The organism is Petroclostridium xylanilyticum (genome assembly GCF_002252565.1).
GTDB classification, from domain to species: Bacteria; Bacillota; Clostridia; order SK-Y3; family SK-Y3; genus Petroclostridium; species Petroclostridium xylanilyticum.
The window spans coordinates 98,831-118,853 of record NZ_NPML01000002.1 but is presented as its reverse complement, the minus strand read 5'-3'; the positions used below and the strand labels follow the sequence as shown (position 1 = coordinate 118,853).

The following is a 20,023-nucleotide window of genomic DNA, read 5'->3' as shown; positions in this document are numbered from 1 at the left end:
CATGTATAAACCGCAAGAACCCTTTAAATAAGCCTGCACCGCATTTATGCATATGCAAGTTCTTTGATTTTTTCCGCAATTTTAAATGAAGGAAGCACAAAATCCGCATTTCCGGAATCCAAAACCACTTTTGGCATGCCGAAAATTACGGCAGTACTTTCAGCTTCCACAATGTTGATGCCCCCGCACTTTTTTATATATCCAAACGCCCTTGCCCCGTCATTTCCCATTCCTGTAAGCATGACCCCGAGTGTACCAGCTTTATAGGTTTCTGCTACAGAAAAAGCGGTAATATCTACACATGGTTTATACAGGGCATCTTCCGGCCCATCAGTAACCTTGACGGCGATTTTCGCCGTCAAGGTTCTGAATATCTCCATTTGCCTCCCACCCGGTGCGATGTATACAGTATTTGGCATAACCGGTTCTCCATCACGGGCTTCTTTTACTTTAATATTGCTTACACGGTCAAGTTCTGCAGCAAAATTACCAGTAAACAAGGCAGGCATATGCTGTACTATAAACACAGGTACCCCCAGGTTGGAAGGTAGTTTTGGCACTATCTCATGCAATGTTTTAGGTCCGCCTGTCGAGACGCCTATTATAACTGCTTCAGCTTTGAAACCTGGCCTCACTGTCTTCGGTGGTATATAAATATTCCCTTCTGTCCGCTTTACCCTGACATTAGCCCTTGCGGCATTCAACACTTTATAAATAATCGCTTTACGCTGTTCCTCAAGCTCGCTGGAGTATGATGAAGGTTTCTCCACAAAATCCACAGCACCCATCGAAAGGGCTTTTAAAGTAACCTCTGCCCCCCTTTTTGTCATTGTGCTGATCATGACAACAGGAGTAGGGCATATCTCCATAATCTTCCCAAGTGCTTCTATGCCATCCATCACAGGCATTTCGACATCCATGGTAACAACATCTGGCTTTAATTCTATTGTTTTTTCCAAAGCCTCCTTTCCATTTGCCGCAAAACCTGCAATTTCAATTTCCTGGCTGGAAGCAAGCATGCGTGAGATTGCCCTGCGCATAAACAATGAATCGTCAGCTATTAAGGCCCTTACCATCCTAAACCCCCTTTAAGCTTATGCATTTTTATTCAGTTCTTCTGCAATTTCCTTTATCCTTATCACTTCACTTGTATTAAGGATCCGTGCCATGTCAAGCAAAATGATGATCCTTCCGCCAATCTGGCCAATACCCAGCAGATAATCGGAATTCATGCCTTTTATAACTTGTGGAGACGGTTTTATGGCAGAGTTCTGTATCCTCAATACTTCTGTCACTTCATCCACAATCCCGCCGATGGTGGTGCTGTCAAGGTTTATTACGAGTATCCGTGTAGACCTTCCCTTCTCTTTTTTGGGAATCCCGAATTTTTCACGCAGGTCTATTATAGGCAGGATTTCACCTCTTAAACTGATTATGCCTTCTACAAACTGGGGAACCTGTGGCACCTTATTTATGGCAGCCATCCTGATAATTTCCTTTACCTGCATTATATTTACGCCATATTCTTCGTCTCCCAGTTTGAATATTACCAGCTGCGTCTCATCAAGGAGTTCCTCGTCTTCTTCATCAAGCTGCACCATAGCATTGCTTTCTTCCATCATCTTTTCCGCCATAACCAACCCCCCTTTATAAATTCCTTAATTCTTCAGACATTGAAACAATCTGCTGGTTTGCAACGGCAATCTGTTCAAGCGCTTTTGACTGTTCCTGGGCCTGGGTGGAAGCATTCTGGGCTGCCTGTGAAGCCTGTTCTGCCCCGTTGGCAATTTGAGTGATTCCAGCCACAACCTCTTTGATATAGTCCTTATTTTCCTTTGCCATTGACAGGAGTCTACCTGTATCCGTTTTCACATCTCCCATGTCGTTTTTGATGTTTTCAAGCAATTGCGTTGTTTTCGAAGCTTTTTCCACTTCCTGGAGCGATTTCTGTACTGCACCCTGGACATCGCCGGCAACTACGCCAATCTGGTCATCCACATCCTTTATCATGTCCTTTATATTCTCAACTGCTTGCGCTGATTGTTCTGCCAACTGTTTTATATCTCCCGCAACCACTGCAAATCCTTTACCATACTTGCCGCTCCGTGCTGCTTCTATCGAGCCGTTCAGCGAGAGAAGGTCTATCTTTGTAGTCACATTGGTAATCGAGTCAACGATTTTATCAATTTTCCGCATCCTTTTTGACAATACCCTGACATTTTCCAGTGATTTGCTGTTCTGGGCACTCCCTTCGTTTATACCCTTGATAAGTGCCTCTACTTCCGACTTGTTCTTTTCAAGCCTTGCTTGCAGTTCATCGACTTTCTTGTTTATGAACTCAAGTTTCTGTTCAATATTTGCAGACTGTGCTTCAACCTGTTTCGCTCCCTTCTGGGACTGTTCACATGCGGCAGACTGCTCTTCAGCAGCAGTCATTATCTGCTCCAGAGCCATGGAAATCTGTGCTGCAGCCTTGTTTGACTCCTCAACCATGGATGATATTTCCATTGCTGCGGTTGCCAGCTCTTCCGCATTCCTCTTTGTCACAGAAACCATCTTGATTTCTTCAGCCATATCTGCCAAAGCAGTTGCTGCATTGGATATTTCATTAAACGCCCTCGATTGTTCGATAAGGGATGCGTTGCTTTCTTCGGTTGCCGATGCAGCCTCCTGCGCTGCGGCCTGGATTTGCTGGCTGCCTCCTTTAACCTCGGTTGCTGCATTCAAAGTATCTTTAGCTAAAACTACTATTTCATTTACAAGTTTTATGAGTTCTGCTACATCTTTCCTGGTTTCAACCAGTTCTTTGGTTACAATTTCCGCATCTTTAACCTGTTTGTCGGACATTTCCCCGGCCTTTGCAATGTCGTTTGCAACAGTTTTGACATCCTCCTGTATCTGCTTTATCACATCATTTATCTCAATTGCTGATTTGTTTGTAACTTCAGCCAGTGTCCTTACTTCATCTGCGACCACTGCAAAGCCTCTTCCGTATTTGCCTGCCCTTGCAGCTTCTATGGCTGCATTTAACGCGAGCAGGTTGGTCTGGTCTGCTACCTCCATTACAGCTTCCACTGTCTTGCCGATACTCTCGGCAAGGCTTTCAAGCTGCGTAACATTTTCAACTGAATCCTTGCTGACTTTACCCGCAAGGTTTATAGCATTAATCATCGCACTAATATTATCATTGGCGTCATTAATGAGTTCCTGCAGTTTTCCAAATACTGAAGATAAATTCACACTCTTTTCTTCAAACAATTTTGAATTGGTTTCAATCTTTGTGACAGCTTTCAAAGACTGGCTGCTTGCATTAGAAGCTTCTTCAGCTGCAGCAGCCATTTCCTGAACGGCAACCTGCAACTCATTCAGGTTTGCCATTGACTGGTTGATTGCGCTTGAAGTCTGGGCAGTCACTACAGCAAGCCTTTCAACAATTGAGTTCTTTTGTATCTCCTGCCGCTGTGCTTTTTTCCTGGCAAAATCCATATTATTGTCCTGCTGCATTTGGTGATTTACTTCAGGCAGATTCAACGGTTTCTTGAATTCAAAGCCCTTATCGTCTTTTGGTTTGGCAGGCACAAACTGCTGGCTTGTTTTTAAACTTGGATTCCTGACTGTTTTAATTTTTTCGTACTCCATGTTAACCCTCCTACTAAAAAGATTAAAGTAACATTATTGGTGTTTTGTTACCTAAATATTAATATAAATAGCGCTATTTAAGTAAATCTTATAGTTACTATTTAAAAATATTGAGTATATACTTGTATTTTTAATGTATTGTTTTATAATAATATTTATAAAACAATACATTGCGAGAGGAGATTTTTTTATGACCGTAGAACCAATAAGGGATAAAACGAAAATAAAGCAAATGTACCAATTTTTAAACGGGAAAAACCCTAAATATGGTTTATTATTCAAGTTTGGCCTTAATACAGGGTTAAGGATAAGTGACATCCTTTCTGTAAGGGTCGGGGATATTCTAAACGAAAACGGACAGTTCCGTGATTATTTTGTTTTAAAGGAGAAGAAAACAGCAAAAGAAAAAAAGATTAAGCTTAACAGCACTTTGCGTAAAGACATCCAGGATTATTTGAAGATCACGCATCTGGACTATAACAGTTTCCTATTCCCAAGTAAAAAAGGCAGCCACATAGGAAGGGTCCAGGCTTACCGCATATTAAAGGATGCAGCTGATATTTTAGGCATTGAGAATTTTGGGACGCATAGCCTTCGGAAAACCTGGGGCTACTGGACATATAAAGCTTCCAAATATAACATCGGACTTATTATGGACACTTTCAACCACAGTTCCCAATATATCACCCTTCGTTATATAGGAGTAAACCAGGACCAAAAAGATGAGTTATATTCTATTGTCCAGTTTTGAATAGCAGAAGAACTGCCAATATTTTTTGTTTTTTAGAAGGAAAAACCTTTTTTTTGTCGAATAAATATTTTTGTTGAATAATAATGCAAGTAACAAAATACCAATATTGTTGCATGGAATTGTACTAATAGAATTATATACAATACTAATATCAACCGTTTTATATACATTTATACTGTAAGAGGTATGATATGATTACATATTTCGACAATAACAACCCAACAATTAATTTCATGGAAAAACTTTCAGATTTTAAAATAGAATTCGGCATAAGCTGTTTAAGAATTTTGCTTGTTGAAAAAAACAAGATATTTTGTAGTGAAGAAATTGATGCAGCTAATAGTTCCCATTGTTGCGATTCATCTCTTGTTTTGGAAGATGTGTATTTGTCAAGTGAAAAATGGACCTTTTTATAATTAAATTTTGCCCCTCTATGATTTAGCCAGCCGATGGGGCCAGCCCCCACCCCCTCGAAGTATGGCTATGAAGTTCGAGCATAGAGGGAGATGGGCGGCTGGCGCCTTAACAGGCTATCATACAGGAACCTCTCATTGTAAACCGCACCCATATACTCAGTTGCTTCTTATTCCAGTGTTTCAAAGATATCTTCAAAAACTCTATCTCCATACTTTTCATAGAGCCTTGCCGCCATATTATAGCAGTAGTTGTCATCCCGTTCGGATATAATCAATATATTCATGCAGCTTGTTTCCAAAGCCAGGGAGTAAACAACCCGAATGCCGATGTCCCTGTACCTGATTTTAAAGAAGCCCGTCAAATTGTTGCCGCCTTTATTACCAAGGGGCTTGCCATAGCCCTGCGGGTGTGGCAAAGGATTCTTGCTGACTTTGCTGATGCCTGTCAACACTTGCTTTTGTACCGGTAACCGTCTTGCTTCAATAACCGTGGACCTTCTCCACGCCTCCCTATCCATATCAGTATCAATCGCCATATCCATGCCGTGCTTTTCTTCTATAGATTGGAACCATAGACCATCATGAGCAAGCCAGTTTTTTGCAAATATTTTATTCAGTTCCAACAACTCTTCTTTTGATAAATCACTAATTTTCTCCGCTTTTATCATTGAAACAACCTCATTTCTTGAATATGTTATCCATATATTTTTACCATTTCTCATTTAAATTTGAAAATGTATTATCTTAAACTAAACTAATCTAAGTCAAATAAGATCTGTACTAAGTATCTTCTAAACCAACCCCTAAGCATTTATTTCTTCCGCGGCAGCGGAAAGTTCTTCGCTGGAATCACTTATTTCACCGGTTGTGACAATAACTTGCTTCAGTAAGCTAAGGTCTTGTCTAATACTGACCTTCATGAAAATTTTTATCACTGTAGCAGCAGCTTTCAATAAAAGCACTTACTACCTCCGGGTCAAACTGCGTCCCCGCATTTCTTTTTATTTCAGCTATTGCTTCCTCCCTGCTCATTGCCTTCCGATATGTCCTGTCATTTGTCATGGCATCAAAGGCATCAGCAACCGCCAGAATTCGTGATAACAATGGAATTTCCTGCCCCATCAGCCCTTGGGGATAACCTTTGCCGTCCCATCGCTCATGATGGGAGAGGATATGTTCGGCAATAGGGGCAAGTTCCGGCACCGTCTGGGCAATCCTGTATCCTATTTCAGGGTGTTTTCTCATTTGTACCCATTCTTCCTCGGTTAAAGGCCTCGGCTTCATCAATATGCTTTCCTTAATCGCCACCTTACCGATGTCGTGGAGTATCGCTAAAAGTTCCAGCTCGTCCAGTTGTTTGGGGGGTAGGCCCATACTCTCACCAATCCTTCTGCACATTTCTTTCAACCGTTCTGCGTGTTCTTCCGTTTCCATGCTCTTTTCGAAAAGGGTAGCCTTCAGGGAAGATATAACGGCATTTCTGTAGCTTTTGGCATGCAAAAGCTTATTGCGGTACATCCAGTCCTCGGCTTCTTTCAATACCTGCCAGATGTTTTCTTCGGCTCTGCTTTTTGCGGCATAGCCAAGGGCAATGCTCACCTGTACGGGACCGTCCTTCTGGGAATCGCATTTTTCTTTGATCCGCCGGGTAATTTCCCCAGCCGTTTTTATATCGGTCTGAGGCAAAAGGATAACGAATTCGTCCCCGCCCCACCGGGCAATAAGATCCTCCCGGCGGCAGGAATTTTTGATTAGTTCCGCAGTCTTTATCAGCAGCCTGTCGCCCTCCTGGTGCCCGAATGCGTCATTAGCCAACTTCAGGCCATTGAGGTCGCCCATGATTACGGATATTGGCAGTTGACTCGGCGTATCCAGCCTCTTTATTTCTTCTTCAATAAACCTGCGGTTGTAAAGGCCGGTAAGCTGATCGCGCAAACTCAAGTATTTCAACTGTTCTTCATAACGTTTGTGCTCTGTGATGTCGCTATAAATCACATAAGCACCAAGCAATTCACCATCAATAATAATGGGAAAGCCTCTTATTATAACTTCAACAGGCAATCCTTCTTTAGTATAGTGTGTGCCTTCTACTATAATTTCCTTTCCCGATAATAAAGTTTTTGTATAATACCTGTTGGCAGTGTTTTCTTTTTCCATATCAAGGACGTAGTCAAGATTTTTTCCTTTTATTTCTTCCAATTTATACCCAAAAAGCTTATAAAAACTATAATTAATTTCCTCTATACAATAATTATGGTCAATGCGGACTATGGCATCTGTTGAGTTTTTAAACAAAACTTCCAGCCATTTCTTTTCAGTTTGAATTTTTTTATCGACTTCCACGCGTTCTGAGATATCTCTTGAAACAGCAACTGTACCTGCGCATCTGCCCTCCGCATCATAAACAGGAACCTTAATCGTTTCAAAAGGAACCAGACTACCATCATGACGTTTAACCCACTCTTCATAGCGCTGAACGCTGCCTGATTCCATAACCTTATGATCAAGTTTCCTGTGTTTGTTTGCTTCAGCTTCATTATAAAGATCCCAGTCAGTACGCCCGTTTATTTCTTCCGGTAAAAGAGATAGGAACTTTCCCGCGGCCTCATTTGCTACTTTATAAACCCCATTTTGGTCCTTGTAAAAAATCAAATCCGGAATAGTGTCTATAATTACTCTCAGTAAATGACGCTCCTTTTTCAATTCGGCCTCTATAGCTTGACGTTTCATAGCGGCATCAAGATTAGCAAAACAGTTTTGTGCCAACATATTAGTAATAGGTAGAAGCTCTTTTAGAAACATTTCTTCAATAGGAACGTTCCTCCCTAATAAGAGCAGTCCGAAGTTTCTCAGTGGGAACCCATAGTAATTTAAATCCTTTTTTATTACTATGACGTTTTTGTCCTCTTCTTGTAACAATTTTCTTTCAAATTCTCCAATAAGCTCATGATAAACAGGATTTTTAAGGATTATCCGTGGCACAACATAGATAGTTTCCAAACGATTATTTTTGTATTGTAAAACACTGACATGGGTGCAGTTCAGTTTTCTCAAAAATGCAGATGCGGCCTTTTTCACCAGCTTGTCCAGTTCCTGCTCGCCACTGACACAAAGAGCTAATTCGAGCAGAATTTGACTCCATATTGTATAATCCATTTTTAATCCTCCAACAATCCGATGACTGAAGTCTTATTATAAAATTCAAGATAATCTTTTCCCGTATTAGCAATCTCCCCTATAGTCAACACCCCCAGAAGCGGATATCCTGCATACACTGCTTCCAGTTCTTCATTAAAATCAGACTGGAGAAAGAGAACCCTGGAAACACAGTCCACAAAAAAGGTAGTTAGAGGTTTTTCTTTTTTCCCATTGACTGTTTTCCAATAGGATGCTTCAGCCAATTGACGGGCTTTGGCTGCACCAGCAATCAAAGAGTCTTTATCTCCTTTTAATATATAGACAAAAGAATTCAAAGGAACTTCTCCGACACAAATCAACCTGCCGCCATCCAGCGCAATAGGATCTCGAACCACCATTTCTTCTGCCATTTTTACAATCCCAAAGGGAAACCCTTTCGCCAGTTGGAAGAAATCAGTATTGTCAAAAGATTTCCCGGATATTTTTTCCACCGTTTCCCGATATACTTCAAATGCCGGACGCCAGTTCAGTGAAATTATTGTATTGCGGTCTGCTTCCGTTACTTTCAGTGGACCTGTCACAGGCTTCCAGCCATGAGCAACCCCTACCCCGCTTTTTATATCTGCCAGGGCAAAAACTGCCGCATCTTTTAATAATCCTTCCCCGGTAAAAACACAGGGCTTCCTTTCAAATGTCAGTGAACCGGCACCACCACCAATATAATTCGGGAGAAGCCCCCAACAATTAAACATGCTCTCAATTAGGGCAGAGATATGTTGGCTAAGTCCATCCATAAAGACAAACATCGTTTTATTTTCAAGAGATTGCCATTCAAAAGTTTGTTCTATGATTGCGTCCAGATCAGTAGATATGTCACTGATATCTCTAATCACCGCAGTACTTACAGGTTGACTGATACCAGCAACAACGGTTCCCTTCTCGAATATTTCTTTATCAAATAAAATCTGAGGAAAAATTCCTCCAAATACTGTTTTTTTACACTGTTTTAAAACTTCATCAACCTTTTCAGGAGTAAAGCCGTTGGCATCACAAGCCAGAATGAGAACTCCCGATGTATTCTCATCATCAGCTGCCTGTTTTAACAGATACTTCAACCTTTCCACAGTACCTTCCCTGTCTAAATTTATAAACATATTATCGCCCCTTTCATTCTGCAGGCAATGTCAATCTTATCATATTTTTTCTTATTATCCAATCCCGGGCAAGAATCACGATAAATGCAATATAATGCTTTTCTACCATGTGGCGTTCAATGCTTCCAACTTTTACTACAATGCCTCAGTCTAAATTTCCAACCATCGGAACTTGTCTTTCATTTCCCAAGTCCCGGGTATTAGCAATCAGCTTTTTCATTATAGTTTATCGCAGCAAATCGGTGCTGGAGCACAAGCATAAAGTGCTTCCAAAACATTGACACAAACATCACAATAGTATAGCTCCTTCCATCCAATCACAAAATCACTTCTAAACGGTATAATATATTTATTTTCTACATAATTTTCCAAATTCCTTCTTTTTTCTGTATTTTTTGAAAGTCATCTTGCTGCCATACTCAAATTTACAACACTTCTCCTCTCTCTACCTTCGTCTTCAAAACAAACACTGCTTCCACTAGCGGGAGTATATACCACTTCCCCGGTAGATTCATTTTTCAGTACAGTGCCCGAAAGTTTTCTTATCCCAGCACGATTTTTCTCAATTAACTGCTGAATTTCAACAATCATATTGGTTATTAGGATTTGTTTCTCCTTTACCAACTCATAACCATGCCAAAGTGCAGTTCTGTAGTTTACCACTTCTTTTGCTGCCGGGTTATTATAATTCTCTAGGGACATTGCTTTAAATAGTTCATCATGTGTTGTAATAATATTCTCGATTTCAGAGCTGTCTTTGGCTTCATTGATAGTTACAGCATTTATAAGAATATTTTTATTTGGTATCATATCTGCAAAACCTTTGAGTTCCGCTAATGCTCTATGGGATCTTGCAAGTTGTTTTAATACTCTTTTAGTTTCAAGTTCTGCATCTGGCGGTAAAAGTTTTACTTTTTCATCAGCCATGTAAATCCCTCCTCATGCCTATATTATAGACGTAATCTTTTCCTATTCCAATATAACATGGGTAAAAAATAAAAAAAATTACCCACGTCTTTAAGACATGAGTAATTTCTTCTTATATCCTGATGACAATTCAGTCATACAACTTTTCTTTTGCCGTCAAACAACGTTACAAGCTCATCAAGAGCAGTTCTCCTGCGTGGAGACGTTGAAAGGAATATAATTTTTTATGTAAATGCAATCCGTATGGCTGTGCAAGATTTTCTTTCTTCAATTAACAAGGTGCTACACACTATTATTAACAATCTATGTCTGCGAATGTAAAATCTTTTTTACGCTATATATAGATACAATGAAAGGAATCTCTCAAGTCATTTTTCATCAAACAACTCTTTCTTTAAATCATCCAATGTCTTTCCTGATGACGGTTCAAATGAGACTTCTTTTTTCAACGTCAAATTGATGTGGCTTTGTAGTAATTTATTTTGTATTTTGTTAATAACAATGGTCAAATTTTTTTCTTCTGTTAGCGGTAAGACCACATATATTTTATCTTCCTTTGTAAATACACTATCAATTTTACGAACAGTCTGCTTAATCATAGAACTTGCCTCATCCAAATAGTTTTTTTCTCCTTGAAACAGCAAAATACACAATGGTTTACTAGCTCGATTTGCCCGATCATATTCATTTATTATAACTTCCTCTATTTTTGTTTTATCATCTTCTTTCTTACCCTTTATTTCCCCATAAAAAGTCTCCATAACTTTTTCTATTCGTTTCGCAAGAAAATCAAATTTGAATGGTTTTGCAATATAGTCTATTCCACCAGCTTCGATAGCATCTTGTACAGTTTTGTAATCGCTATGCCCAGAAATGAATATAATGGGAATATTGCAATATACTGGATGATCTCTCAGTTGCTTTGCAAAATCAATCCCACTAATCCCTGGCAATCCTATATCTAAAATGATAAGGCTGACATCATTCAGATAAAAATGTGGTCTTTGACTGATTACATTAGCAGAACTTAATTCTACAATATTTGAAAAACCACTTTCCTCTAATACTTTTTTAATTTGTAATCGAACAAGATGACAATCTTCAATGATCAGTATTTTTTCCATTCTATAACTCCCCTTCCTTTTACGTGCTTAATGATTTACCCCTTTTATTTGGAGAATTTGACTTATAGCTTAAATTTTTCTTATTGTTTCTCTTACTCAGAAGTTATCAGATTCACTCAAGCTGTATGTATTACAAAAACAAATATCTTCTCTATCAATGTTTTTTGCAACATACATTGCCTTATCGGCTTTTACTATTAATTTATCAATACTATCTCCATCCTTGGGATAGAAACTGACACCTATGCTTAAAGATATATCTATTTTTTGTCCTTCATATGTTATAGGTTTATTAACTTTCTCATTTTCATAGCCGGGAAAATCAAATTTGCTTTTCCTGTCAATTTTTCACCAAATTTAATTGATGATATCATTAATGTCCCTTTTAAAACATTTGGAAGATGAACATTTAACTTTAAATTTTGGTCTTTCAGGTATAAAAATTCTATCTTAGGCACATCTAATAGTATTTTTTTGTCGATTATCTCAGAAAGCATGGAAGCCGCCTTGCCGACACCTATATTAAATATTTCTTTGAGGATATCATATTTCAGATCATTTATTTTCATAATTTATCATTCCTTATCATATCACATACAGTTTTTGCTTTTTCTTCATTAAATGGTTTGTTTATAAATGATAATACATTATATTTTTCTATTTCCTCTCTTACATTTTTTTGAACATCTGCAGTAAGTACGATTATTTTTGCATCAGCATCATAATCTCGTATTTTCTTTATCAAATCCTTACCGTTTAAATTAGGCATTAGCAAATCTATGAACACATAATCCGGATTAATTTCCTTATAAGTTTTAAAACCTTCTTTTCCATCACTTGAGAAATAAATTTCTGCATTATTCAAAAACTGTCTTATTAAGTTGGATGTAATTTTTTGTGAAAAAATAGAGTCATCTACTATTAAAATTTTTTTCATAAGAAATCTCCTTTACTTTCAGTAGTATATAAACATAACACTATCGCATAAGGCAACTCGGCATTTACCGTAGTCCAGCGGAAACTATAGTTAAATTAAGAATTTCATAACTTTCAATGTTGTATGCATACCATAATACAATAATATATAAAAAGCCAGCAATTAATATTTGAAAACTAATTGCTGGCCGGTTGCACCACTAATTCAAAATTCCCAAGGTGCCCATATATAATGGGAATTTATCATCATTTCCAACTCCTATATAAAAATCATTATATTTTCATAAAATTTAATTGTTTAAATTATACAATTATTTTACTATTTACATCAAGTAAAATCAATACTTTTAGCACGGTAAATTCATGAACCCATTTCCTACCAAAACCTTTTTACAAGGTTTTTAAAAAATGCCATTTCAGCATTCATTTTTATAAGATGAGCCGTATTTTTAATGTGTTCCCCAGTTTACAATGAACAGGAATCTGTCTTGGATCAAATATTATCATAAAATGTTTAAAAAAGCTCCCTTTATATTTTTTATTGACCATCGATATCCCCAATCTAATTTATATCTCTAATCAATATCTTACTATAAAAGGATTTGCTTTTTTACAGGTAATTTATTCATTGGCTAAATGTTCCTTCATGAATTTGCCGTGATTACTCTTAGCTTTCTAATTACCCAATAATGACAGACTCCCTTAAACTCTGTGTTTGAAATCTCTGTTTCTATAATAACTATCCTACTACTTATTCAAACATACAACCCATAATTTCAAATTTCTCAATACTATTTTCATAAACTTTTATCGGAATTTATCACAACTTTGACCACCATAGCCTATATCCTTTTTTATCCGCGGAGAACTCATATTTCATTAATGCGGAACATTTCCGGAGTTGGCTGTACTGTTTCAACCCTTTCATTATCATCTCCGAAAAATAATGTCATCTGTTTCAGAAGTTCATAAAACTCAGGATTTACTCTCATAAACTCAGAACTTGGACTCCCATAGTCATGCTATAACCTGTTATGCCGAGCTTTCACGCAGCACATTCCAAATCGGTTTTTGCAGTGATCGATTAAATATTTGTTTACATATTCCAGAGGGAAACGATGCTCCATGCCTTTGTATACCACATTAAAATATTCTACTGTAGGTTGGATTTCCCCCATTTGCTTATCAACTACCGTGTATGTAAATACCTCTATCTGTTCATATCCCAATTCAACTTTAATATCATCTATTCTCCTGTAATGATAAGGATCACCCTCTCTTGCATCTATTGCTGATACTGCCTCTTCCGGAATATTATAAACCACACCTAAGACATAATCCTCAGGCGATTCTATTATATCTAAGACGCCTCCTTCCCATTTGTTGGAAAACCTTGTGAAAGCCAGCCGATAGCCATTGAGTATGCCAACTCCGCAAATATCAAATTTGCCTTCACATCCTGCATTCCTCATAGTTTCCTTGAATGACTCAACATTTGTACAACTTCCATAAGCAAAATACTTTTTACTTATATCAATTCTCCTCTCTCTTCCATGAACTTTCTCCAGTCTCCATCCGGCACCAGGATTCCATTATCTTGCGCATATCTCTCATCAGTGTAGATATATACCCAACAGACCATCTCTTCCCCGTCCTCTGTCAATATGTTCTTTATATCTCTCACGTATAGATTATTGCTTCTCCCTTCAACATAGCCCTCCAACCTGTCCAGAGATTTCAAAAGATTCTCATCAACAGGTTCTATGACTTCACCTTTTACTATTTTATTTCCTGCTAACAAAGCTGGATAACCTTCAGGCAGATGGTAAAGCAGTCCATGTGTTTTCCCTCCTTTCCTTTTCTACGTAGAGAATGCGCACTGCCAAAGAAAAAGCCCTTTTCTCTTTGGTAGCTTCTCTCTCGTGTTCCTTCAAGGATATTATAGCGCCATATTATCAACACTGTTTTTAATTTTATTCTGGGACAAAAAGGCAAATGCATTGGATTTGGGTTTTTTATCTTTGTTTTTTTAACATCTTTTTCTGTATATCCCCTAAATAGTCTTTCAACCATATCCCTGTTATTATCGATATTTTATACTTTTATCTTTTAAAAACTTTTCAACAACTTGACATATAGTATCTGCCATAAATATCCCACCTATTAATGATAGTTAATATTGTCGAACATATACTCCCATAATACCATATAATGCCTGGTAACTCTATATCTATTTCTATAAATCAGAGATTTCGTACCAAAATTCCAGTGGAAATTTTATTTTTACTTAAATTGTTATTTTTTATATTTACTTTAAAATAATGAGAATAAAAACCGATCAATTTTTTCAGTTAGAGCATCCTTTTTACTGTCATGAGCTTTCGTATAATTAGCTCCCGAGGTTTCAGTTTCTTTTGCATGGCTTTCAGGCTTCCTCATCTGCAAAACACCTGCCAACCATGTCAATTTTGTATAGTCAGATACCATCCAATAACCCCTATAAAGAAAACAAAATTCGCCCTGACGGGCAACTTTAAAACCACAAATCGGATGGAGGCTAAACTTCATCCGATTTTATTATCATATCTCCCTCACAATGTGGACATAGGACAATTGGACTTCCGTTTTCAGCAAATTCCTCAGGTATATAGCTTTCATACGCTACAAAATCAGGTACATATTCTTCATATCCACACGCCCTGCATTTGAACATGATTAATTCATCTGGCTCATTTCCGCCAAACGGAATTTCATCAAATTCTTCATAGACTATCTCTTCATTTTGATTTGCTTTACTCATAATAATCCCATCCTATTCATGTTCTTACAAAATCATAGATGTATCCATATTTGTAATGCCATATTTCCCACAAATCCATAGTTTCTCTACTTTTTTTACATTTCAATGGATCCTTTGAAAAATTGTTTATCATCAATGCTCTCCATGTTAATGCTCTGTCTTTTGTGTCCCACCAGTCTTTTAATGTGTATTGTTTGCCTTTTAATCCACTTTTGATATACTTCAGTAATCCAAAACATTTCTTCACTTTTTGTTGTATACTTCCTGCATATACACCATATCTTCTCACCATCTTAAAATGCTTTGGCGGTATGTGCATCATCAGCTTCCCTATAAATTCTTCCACTTATATATTTTTTCCCACACTTATTGCAAAACCTACTTTTGCAACTAAAGCCTACTTTAATCTTCTCAAAACATTGCATGCAAATATATGCTACAAAACCTAACGTCACATCTCCACAATGTAGCATTTTTAAGACTTCACTGAGTAAGTGTTCTCTCATTTTCTCTGGAAACTTTTCTTTCTTAGCTTCCCAAAATCTATTAAAATGTTCTTGAAATATTTGTTTGATAATCCCTTTTGTCTTCATGATTATTTATTATCTCAAAATCCTATATCCTTTGCCAATACTTATCCACAGAAATTTTGCGCAAGCTATTTCCTTAATAACAAAAAAAGCCGACACCCTGCGGCATATGCGAGGAATGCCCTTACCGTTGAAATAAGTCAAAGCCTGTGGCGGGAGTGCGGCGTTTGCCGCCTCCCCGCTATGGGCGGCAAGGAGGAAATGATGGATTATCAATGTGTAACAACGCTTCAAGAAATAAGCGATTATCTCTGCGGCGCAAACCTCGTAGCTTTTGACTTTGAAACCACGCCCAAAGAGGAATACCGCAGGGATGAAAAGGCGGCGCTGGATGCGCAAATTTCCCATAATGGCAACAACAAGTTTTCCGTTTGCCAGAGCATCAACAATTTTCTGCGGCTCATTTGCAGTACAGCCCTCCGCTTTTAATCCGAAATGCCTTGCTCCGTCAGAAATGAGACTATGGTATGAACCATTCCCCTCACAACGATATCCGTTTTTATATACCCATTCACTCATTTGAACCGGATCAACAACCGGGTAAGGGGACACTCCTCTGCTATCGCCGGTCATCCTCTGTGAGGAATGTCCCAGTAAGCTTGAAACCACCATTGCCAGTGATGTCGGCCCACAGCCGCTCGTGCCGATGGTTCCGGTCTTCCCATAAGGCCTATCTGCCCATCTTTTGTCAGCCTGATTGAAATACACTACATCGATAGCTCCATCCGAAAAGGTTGCTCCCGAATAATCAATGCCGGTGCTTTCCCTGTAGCTTGTATCGTTTAAATCAATAGTCTGGTCAAGAGAAAAACTGTCACGTAGCTGTGTTACCTAGGCAAGCTCATTACCGGAAAATATTGTGCTCAAATAGTCCAGTGGATGCGTTATGATATACACAAACATGGTCAGAATTAAAAGCACCGATATTACCGGTATCAGTGCAATCATGATGATTCTTTTCCGTGCTTCCTCATCAGCAGCCGCCTTTAAGGCTAATTGTGCAAGTATTTTTGTCGTAGCCGGGTCTATTGCCATGTAGAATCACCTCCATAGAAAAAAGCAGCCTATTCGACTGCTTTTTTATCATATACACCATGAATGGCTAACAAATAAATAACCGCAACTCTGCGAGCTGCGGTCATAAATTCCAAAGAATCCTGACAGGGTGACACTCCTGTATCTCCTAACAATGGGCGACGGCTGCCTGTTCCGTCCTCAAGGATTCTTCACTTACTATTTTATTGTCTGTCTAAAGTAATTATACACCCAAAACTTATTTCGTTCAACCACATTTTTACCCATTTACTCATTTAAATTTTCATTATAAAGGAATAATGCATTTTTCTCTCTGTATTTACGTACTTTTTCTTCACTCATAACAAAAAGTGTTCTAGCAAAGTATACTCCTTTTCCAGATACTCTTACTGCAAGCAAAACATGCTTTCCATCCATTTCAAAAACTTTAATGTATTCAATAGATTCTTGTCTTGGATTTTTTGAAACATATGTTGGGTTTTCAATTATCTCTTCTATCCTACCACCATACCTTTTATAGTCTTCCGGGTGCTGACTCAACATGTGGTCAATATTTTGTTGTCCAATTATTATTGGTGTGCCAGGTTGAATATCAAGACCAAGCAATTCAATAACTCTCTGGTTAATCTCTCCTATTTTTCTTTTGTCCATATGCAGTTCTCCTCATATTCACATTATAGAAGATATCAAAAAGAGATTCAACCAAAATATAGGAAAATATTTACCTACCCCCAGCCTTACCCATAAACCTGAACTTGTACTCCGGTATTTCAAACACCACATGCAGCCGTTTTTAGCCAATCATCACAATAATAGGCATAATTTATACGGGATATCAGCCAAGAATTAATTTCAGTTATCCATTTATAAGGCAAATTAGAACGATGTATTCTTTTTTCATAATCCACTGCCGGTATTCCCAAATCACCCAGTAAATCAACGCCAATTAACTTGGCTCCGATGTATTCTTTATCCGGATATATTTTGCTTAAAATATCCACCATATTCATGGTCCAGAAATGATTGAAATTCTTGATCTTAGAACTATTCTCATTATCGTCAAAGTATGGCGGTATAAACTCACAGGATACTTCCGTCTCCGATACTATAAATTTAATAACATTAAAATGCCGTATAATACGATCTCTTAATAGTGACTCGCAAATTGTATAAGAATCAAATAACTCCTGAAAAAAGAGACCTGACACCATATCAGCCTTAGCCTGTAAATCGCCATTTTTAATTGCTTCTCGTAATATTTCCAATGAAAACGGCAATTGGATTTTTTGTTTTCTTTTTGCTAACCAAAATAAAGAATATCCGAAATCAGACCACTCAGAATCCGATTTTGGAACATTGAGCGGAATATTAGAATTTTTCACCCATAAATCCGTGGTATCATAGGTAATTACCGTACTGGTCAATGAATTTTTCATCCATTCAATATCTCTTATTATTCCTTCCGCCATTTCAGGAAAAATACTTGTAAGGTTTTCTGAGATAAACTCATTAGGCCGCAATTCACCGGAAATATCAAGTGGTGCAAAAGCCAGCCAACCGTTGCCTTTTTTAGCAATGAGTTCGTCATAAACCTTTTGGTTGCGTTCTGCATACAACTTCACGTCAAGCCAAAGTATTGTGTTTAACATGCAGGCAAACATCGTCCAATCACGGCAAGGAACAGCAGTAAGCTCCGATATTAATGATGGATCATACGGGTTTTGGGTAAAATAGTCCATTAGAATTAACTGTGGATAGCGACCCTCGATACATTTTAGAACCGCTAATAGTAATTGCGAAGGACTATAAGCAATTTTTTCAAGAAGGATATCATAAACAATTGAAGCTCTCAAAGGATGAAGAGTTTCAATATAGCGGCCATCATCGGAACTCTTTAATAAATACTCCTTACTCATTCTATCTAAAGCAGCAATAGCAGTATCACAACTACACTCTCGCTTAGCATCCTTAAATAGAACGGGACAGCCTATCTTCCCTGCATAACACACTAAATTCAAGAGCATAAGCCAAGAATCAGGATTTTTTTCACTTATTAATTTTTCTACCTGTCCAACTAAGCGTTGACGCAATGTCTGATTATTATTGAGAAGATAGATAAATTCTAAAAAGGTACCTCCTTCCCCGAATCGTTTCCATGCCTCATCAAAACTTCGGAATATCGGATGTGGATTGTCTAATGTTAAAACTTTATAAATATTCTCTGCTTCTATTTTGAAGAAATATAAATCAATTATATCTATTGATATTACGCTTCCATCTACTTTTGATAATTTGAAATCTTCTTCCCTAATAGATACCAAAACAGGAACTGAAACCCCTCTTGCCTGCAATTCTTGAAGCAATAGAACCCAATTGGTTTCTCCAGGATTAACATCGATATATATAATAATGTTCCGGGCATGTTTGATAATCCCTTGTAAAGCACTTACTAAATTCTCAGCCTGCCGGAAAGATTGTATATGCCTGACACAAAACACAAGCTGCTCAGGATAATTATCCAAAAGAAATCTATAACATAATGCGGATTTCCCTTGACCAGACACCCCTTTGATAATCACAGCTTTATGATTGCTAAGCGACAGACTGATTTTCTCAGTCCATTCACTACGGACAAAATCCAAATTATTTCGGATATGGGCAGGATGGGTAGAAACACCCTGGGAAAATTCTTGTTTGAGTATTTCAAAAGATTTATTTGAAGTCATATCACACAGCCGGATAAGGGATTTCTGATATTCTTTGTAATAGCCGTCAATAGAAGCTATATCCATACCGATTTTATATATTTTTTCCTGCCACAGAGGTAAAGAGGTATAGCCTTTGGTTTTGGATAGATCAGATATATTTTGTACACTTAAACCAGCAACTTAGTAAATCACTCCAAAGGCCTTATCCATCAGCCTTTCACCCTCTCAATCCTCACAACTGTCTCCACGTGACTCGTAGCGGGTGAAGTATATATGGCTGTCCAGCCTTGTCCGTCTGTCCTTCATGCGCTTTAGCTGCAATACGAATAGCTTTATCAAGCATTTAGTACACCCCATTTTATGTTTCCGATATAGATTAAACAGCAAACTATATCTATAATTTTTTAAACTCCATATACTACTTTAAAATCTGTTCAGGCTTTTCAAACTGCATTCTTCCGGGCTGAGCGTCAAACATATTCTGGATATCTACAAACGCACCCAAAGCATTCAACGCAAGTGTAAGTTCTTTAACAGCCTTTTCTTTATCCTGAGCATTAATCGATTCTATAGCACTTTTTATAAGATACCTTACATCATCTGCCCATATGGCATATCTTGAAAAGGTAGCAACATTGTTCCCATCACGCTGGTCAAAGGCTGCTCTCTCCAGTCGGGAATAAATATATTCCTCGGTATTACCATTGTAGTGTTTTAATTCACAGAAGGCTTGATGCTTACCGAGAGAAGAATAGAATTCAAGAACAGCCCGTATATTATCAGTTAGTTTCATCTGGTATCTCAC

26 protein-coding genes, 2 pseudogenes and 1 riboswitch are annotated in these 20,023 nt (G+C 37.9%); of the genes and pseudogenes, 2 read left to right on the top strand and 26 right to left on the bottom strand.

All coding sequences use genetic code 11. The features are described from left to right. Positions 1–44: 44 nt before the first annotated feature. The 4 genes and pseudogenes from CIB29_RS00730 to CIB29_RS19720 all read right to left on the bottom strand — a co-directional run. Positions 45–1,076: a protein-glutamate methylesterase/protein-glutamine glutaminase gene (locus CIB29_RS00730; protein ID WP_094545786.1), complete on the bottom strand. Its 1,032-nt coding sequence runs from the start codon at positions 1,074–1,076 to the stop codon at positions 45–47. Positions 1,077–1,094: 18 nt separating this feature from the next. Then, positions 1,095–1,634 (bottom strand): chemotaxis protein CheW, encoded by a 540-nt coding sequence (locus CIB29_RS00725; RefSeq protein WP_094545784.1) that lies wholly within the window; start codon positions 1,632–1,634, stop codon positions 1,095–1,097. A gap of 13 nt (positions 1,635–1,647) precedes the next feature. Next, complete coding sequence (locus CIB29_RS19725) at positions 1,648–2,727, bottom strand: methyl-accepting chemotaxis protein (RefSeq protein ID WP_479724513.1); 1,080 nt, start codon at positions 2,725–2,727, stop codon at positions 1,648–1,650. A 15-nt stretch (positions 2,728–2,742) separates the two neighbouring features. After that, a pseudogene (locus CIB29_RS19720) lies at positions 2,743–3,171 on the bottom strand (methyl-accepting chemotaxis protein); the annotation flags it as partial. A 658-nt stretch (positions 3,172–3,829) separates the two neighbouring features. On the opposite strand from CIB29_RS19720, the gene CIB29_RS00715 reads away from it, so the two are divergent. Continuing rightward, entirely contained in the window at positions 3,830–4,390 is a 561-nt protein-coding gene (locus tag CIB29_RS00715) for a tyrosine-type recombinase/integrase (protein ID WP_094545781.1), read from the top strand. 191 nt (positions 4,391–4,581) lie between these two features. Then, positions 4,582–4,806, top strand: a complete 225-nt coding sequence (locus CIB29_RS00710) for a hypothetical protein (protein ID WP_094545779.1) — start codon at positions 4,582–4,584, stop codon at positions 4,804–4,806. Positions 4,807–4,973: 167 nt separating this feature from the next. Here CIB29_RS00710 and CIB29_RS00705 read toward each other — a convergent pair whose 3' ends face one another. The 22 genes and pseudogenes from CIB29_RS00705 to CIB29_RS00610 all read right to left on the bottom strand — a co-directional run bounded on the left by CIB29_RS00705 (position 4,974) and on the right by CIB29_RS00610 (position 20,011). Next, a complete protein-coding gene (locus CIB29_RS00705; protein ID WP_242965012.1) occupies positions 4,974–5,474 on the bottom strand; it encodes a DUF6125 family protein in 501 nt (166 codons plus the stop codon). Positions 5,475–5,709: 235 nt separating this feature from the next. Then, positions 5,710–7,962 (bottom strand): HD domain-containing phosphohydrolase, encoded by a 2,253-nt coding sequence (locus CIB29_RS00700; RefSeq protein ID WP_094545777.1) that lies wholly within the window; start codon positions 7,960–7,962, stop codon positions 5,710–5,712. Positions 7,963–7,964: 2 nt separating this feature from the next. Beyond that, positions 7,965–9,098 carry an FIST signal transduction protein gene (locus CIB29_RS00695; RefSeq protein ID WP_094545775.1) on the bottom strand — a complete coding sequence of 378 codons (1,134 nt, stop codon included), beginning with the start codon at positions 9,096–9,098 and terminating at the stop codon, positions 7,965–7,967. A 402-nt stretch (positions 9,099–9,500) separates the two neighbouring features. After that, on the bottom strand, positions 9,501–10,025 hold the full coding sequence (locus tag CIB29_RS00690; RefSeq protein WP_198543683.1) for a Fic/DOC family N-terminal domain-containing protein: 525 nt from the start codon (positions 10,023–10,025) through the stop codon (positions 9,501–9,503). Positions 10,026–10,393: 368 nt separating this feature from the next. After that, complete coding sequence (locus CIB29_RS00685) at positions 10,394–11,149, bottom strand: response regulator (RefSeq protein ID WP_094545773.1); 756 nt, start codon at positions 11,147–11,149, stop codon at positions 10,394–10,396. A gap of 96 nt (positions 11,150–11,245) precedes the next feature. Beyond that, positions 11,246–11,395, bottom strand: a complete 150-nt coding sequence (locus tag CIB29_RS19130) for a hypothetical protein (RefSeq protein ID WP_242965022.1) — start codon at positions 11,393–11,395, stop codon at positions 11,246–11,248. 35 nt (positions 11,396–11,430) lie between these two features. Then, positions 11,431–11,718 (bottom strand): chemotaxis protein CheC, encoded by a 288-nt coding sequence (locus CIB29_RS00675; RefSeq protein WP_094545769.1) that lies wholly within the window; start codon positions 11,716–11,718, stop codon positions 11,431–11,433. Next, on the bottom strand, positions 11,715–12,086 hold the full coding sequence (locus tag CIB29_RS00670) for a response regulator transcription factor (RefSeq protein WP_094545767.1): 372 nt from the start codon (positions 12,084–12,086) through the stop codon (positions 11,715–11,717). The genes CIB29_RS00675 and CIB29_RS00670 overlap by 4 nt, the downstream gene beginning before the upstream one ends. 176 nt (positions 12,087–12,262) lie before the next feature. After that, a riboswitch (cyclic di-GMP riboswitch) is annotated at positions 12,263–12,348 on the bottom strand. A 606-nt stretch (positions 12,349–12,954) separates the two neighbouring features. Beyond that, complete coding sequence (locus CIB29_RS19380; protein ID WP_278335787.1) at positions 12,955–13,077, bottom strand: hypothetical protein; 123 nt, start codon at positions 13,075–13,077, stop codon at positions 12,955–12,957. Between the two features lie 30 nt (positions 13,078–13,107). After that, positions 13,108–13,617 carry a gamma-glutamylcyclotransferase family protein gene (locus CIB29_RS00665; RefSeq protein WP_278335800.1) on the bottom strand — a complete coding sequence of 170 codons (510 nt, stop codon included), beginning with the start codon at positions 13,615–13,617 and terminating at the stop codon, positions 13,108–13,110. Continuing rightward, positions 13,614–13,886, bottom strand: a complete 273-nt coding sequence (locus CIB29_RS00660) for a gamma-glutamylcyclotransferase family protein (RefSeq protein ID WP_242965010.1) — start codon at positions 13,884–13,886, stop codon at positions 13,614–13,616. The genes CIB29_RS00665 and CIB29_RS00660 overlap by 4 nt, the downstream gene beginning before the upstream one ends. Then, the gene (locus tag CIB29_RS00655) at positions 13,880–14,158 is read right to left on the bottom strand and encodes a hypothetical protein (RefSeq protein WP_094545760.1); all 279 of its coding nucleotides are present in this window, start codon (positions 14,156–14,158) and stop codon (positions 13,880–13,882) included. The genes CIB29_RS00660 and CIB29_RS00655 overlap by 7 nt, the downstream gene beginning before the upstream one ends. 240 nt (positions 14,159–14,398) lie before the next feature. After that, entirely contained in the window at positions 14,399–14,572 is a 174-nt protein-coding gene (locus tag CIB29_RS18465; protein ID WP_157910163.1) for a hypothetical protein, read from the bottom strand. Positions 14,573–14,642: 70 nt separating this feature from the next. Then, positions 14,643–14,885: a hypothetical protein gene (locus CIB29_RS00650; protein WP_094545758.1), complete on the bottom strand. Its 243-nt coding sequence runs from the start codon at positions 14,883–14,885 to the stop codon at positions 14,643–14,645. Between the two features lie 16 nt (positions 14,886–14,901). Further along, a complete protein-coding gene (locus CIB29_RS00645; protein WP_423241275.1) occupies positions 14,902–15,204 on the bottom strand; it encodes a hypothetical protein in 303 nt (100 codons plus the stop codon). Further along, a complete protein-coding gene (locus CIB29_RS00640; protein ID WP_094545754.1) occupies positions 15,179–15,478 on the bottom strand; it encodes a transposase zinc-binding domain-containing protein in 300 nt (99 codons plus the stop codon). Before CIB29_RS00640 ends, CIB29_RS00645 begins: the two co-directional genes overlap by 26 nt. A 9-nt stretch (positions 15,479–15,487) precedes the next feature. Continuing rightward, positions 15,488–16,183: a C39 family peptidase gene (locus CIB29_RS19615; RefSeq protein WP_198543681.1), complete on the bottom strand. Its 696-nt coding sequence runs from the start codon at positions 16,181–16,183 to the stop codon at positions 15,488–15,490. Positions 16,184–16,306: 123 nt separating this feature from the next. Further along, the gene (locus CIB29_RS00630) at positions 16,307–16,510 is read right to left on the bottom strand and encodes a hypothetical protein (protein WP_094545750.1); all 204 of its coding nucleotides are present in this window, start codon (positions 16,508–16,510) and stop codon (positions 16,307–16,309) included. Positions 16,511–16,777: 267 nt separating this feature from the next. Beyond that, the gene (locus tag CIB29_RS00625) at positions 16,778–17,161 is read right to left on the bottom strand and encodes a PBECR3 domain-containing polyvalent protein (protein WP_094545748.1); all 384 of its coding nucleotides are present in this window, start codon (positions 17,159–17,161) and stop codon (positions 16,778–16,780) included. A 119-nt stretch (positions 17,162–17,280) separates the two neighbouring features. Continuing rightward, positions 17,281–19,302 carry a hypothetical protein gene (locus CIB29_RS00620; RefSeq protein WP_094545746.1) on the bottom strand — a complete coding sequence of 674 codons (2,022 nt, stop codon included), beginning with the start codon at positions 19,300–19,302 and terminating at the stop codon, positions 17,281–17,283. A 166-nt stretch (positions 19,303–19,468) separates the two neighbouring features. Continuing rightward, positions 19,469–19,561, bottom strand: a pseudogene (locus CIB29_RS19120) (GTP pyrophosphokinase); the annotation flags it as partial. Positions 19,562–19,636: 75 nt separating this feature from the next. Beyond that, positions 19,637–20,011, bottom strand: a complete 375-nt coding sequence (locus tag CIB29_RS00610; protein WP_094545745.1) for a hypothetical protein — start codon at positions 20,009–20,011, stop codon at positions 19,637–19,639. Positions 20,012–20,023 lie beyond the last annotated feature (12 nt).

Coding starts and splice junctions, on each gene's coding strand:
- CIB29_RS00710 (WP_094545779.1), top strand. CDS start 4,582: ATGATTACATATTTCGACAATAACAACCCAACAATTAATTTCATGGAA.
- CIB29_RS00630 (WP_094545750.1), bottom strand. CDS start 16,510: ATGGCAATAGACCCGGCTACGACAAAAATACTTGCACAATTAGCCTTA.
- CIB29_RS00695 (WP_094545775.1), bottom strand. CDS start 9,098: ATGTTTATAAATTTAGACAGGGAAGGTACTGTGGAAAGGTTGAAGTAT.
- CIB29_RS18465 (WP_157910163.1), bottom strand. CDS start 14,572: ATGGTATCTGACTATACAAAATTGACATGGTTGGCAGGTGTTTTGCAG.
- CIB29_RS00675 (WP_094545769.1), bottom strand. CDS start 11,718: ATGAAAATAAATGATCTGAAATATGATATCCTCAAAGAAATATTTAAT.
- CIB29_RS00620 (WP_094545746.1), bottom strand. CDS start 19,302: ATGGATATAGCTTCTATTGACGGCTATTACAAAGAATATCAGAAATCC.
- CIB29_RS00700 (WP_094545777.1), bottom strand. CDS start 7,962: ATGGATTATACAATATGGAGTCAAATTCTGCTCGAATTAGCTCTTTGT.
- CIB29_RS00690 (WP_198543683.1), bottom strand. CDS start 10,025: ATGGCTGATGAAAAAGTAAAACTTTTACCGCCAGATGCAGAACTTGAA.
- CIB29_RS00670 (WP_094545767.1), bottom strand. CDS start 12,086: ATGAAAAAAATTTTAATAGTAGATGACTCTATTTTTTCACAAAAAATT.
- CIB29_RS00610 (WP_094545745.1), bottom strand. CDS start 20,011: ATGAAACTAACTGATAATATACGGGCTGTTCTTGAATTCTATTCTTCT.
- CIB29_RS19380 (WP_278335787.1), bottom strand. CDS start 13,077: ATGAGAGTAAATCCTGAGTTTTATGAACTTCTGAAACAGATGACATTA.
- CIB29_RS00685 (WP_094545773.1), bottom strand. CDS start 11,149: ATGGAAAAAATACTGATCATTGAAGATTGTCATCTTGTTCGATTACAA.
- CIB29_RS00725 (WP_094545784.1), bottom strand. CDS start 1,634: ATGGCGGAAAAGATGATGGAAGAAAGCAATGCTATGGTGCAGCTTGAT.
- CIB29_RS00650 (WP_094545758.1), bottom strand. CDS start 14,885: ATGAGTAAAGCAAATCAAAATGAAGAGATAGTCTATGAAGAATTTGAT.
- CIB29_RS00655 (WP_094545760.1), bottom strand. CDS start 14,158: ATGGTTGAAAGACTATTTAGGGGATATACAGAAAAAGATGTTAAAAAA.
- CIB29_RS00715 (WP_094545781.1), top strand. CDS start 3,830: ATGACCGTAGAACCAATAAGGGATAAAACGAAAATAAAGCAAATGTAC.
- CIB29_RS00705 (WP_242965012.1), bottom strand. CDS start 5,474: ATGATAAAAGCGGAGAAAATTAGTGATTTATCAAAAGAAGAGTTGTTG.
- CIB29_RS00625 (WP_094545748.1), bottom strand. CDS start 17,161: ATGGACAAAAGAAAAATAGGAGAGATTAACCAGAGAGTTATTGAATTG.
- CIB29_RS00640 (WP_094545754.1), bottom strand. CDS start 15,478: ATGAAGACAAAAGGGATTATCAAACAAATATTTCAAGAACATTTTAAT.
- CIB29_RS00645 (WP_423241275.1), bottom strand. CDS start 15,204: ATGCACATACCGCCAAAGCATTTTAAGATGGTGAGAAGATATGGTGTA.
- CIB29_RS00730 (WP_094545786.1), bottom strand. CDS start 1,076: ATGGTAAGGGCCTTAATAGCTGACGATTCATTGTTTATGCGCAGGGCA.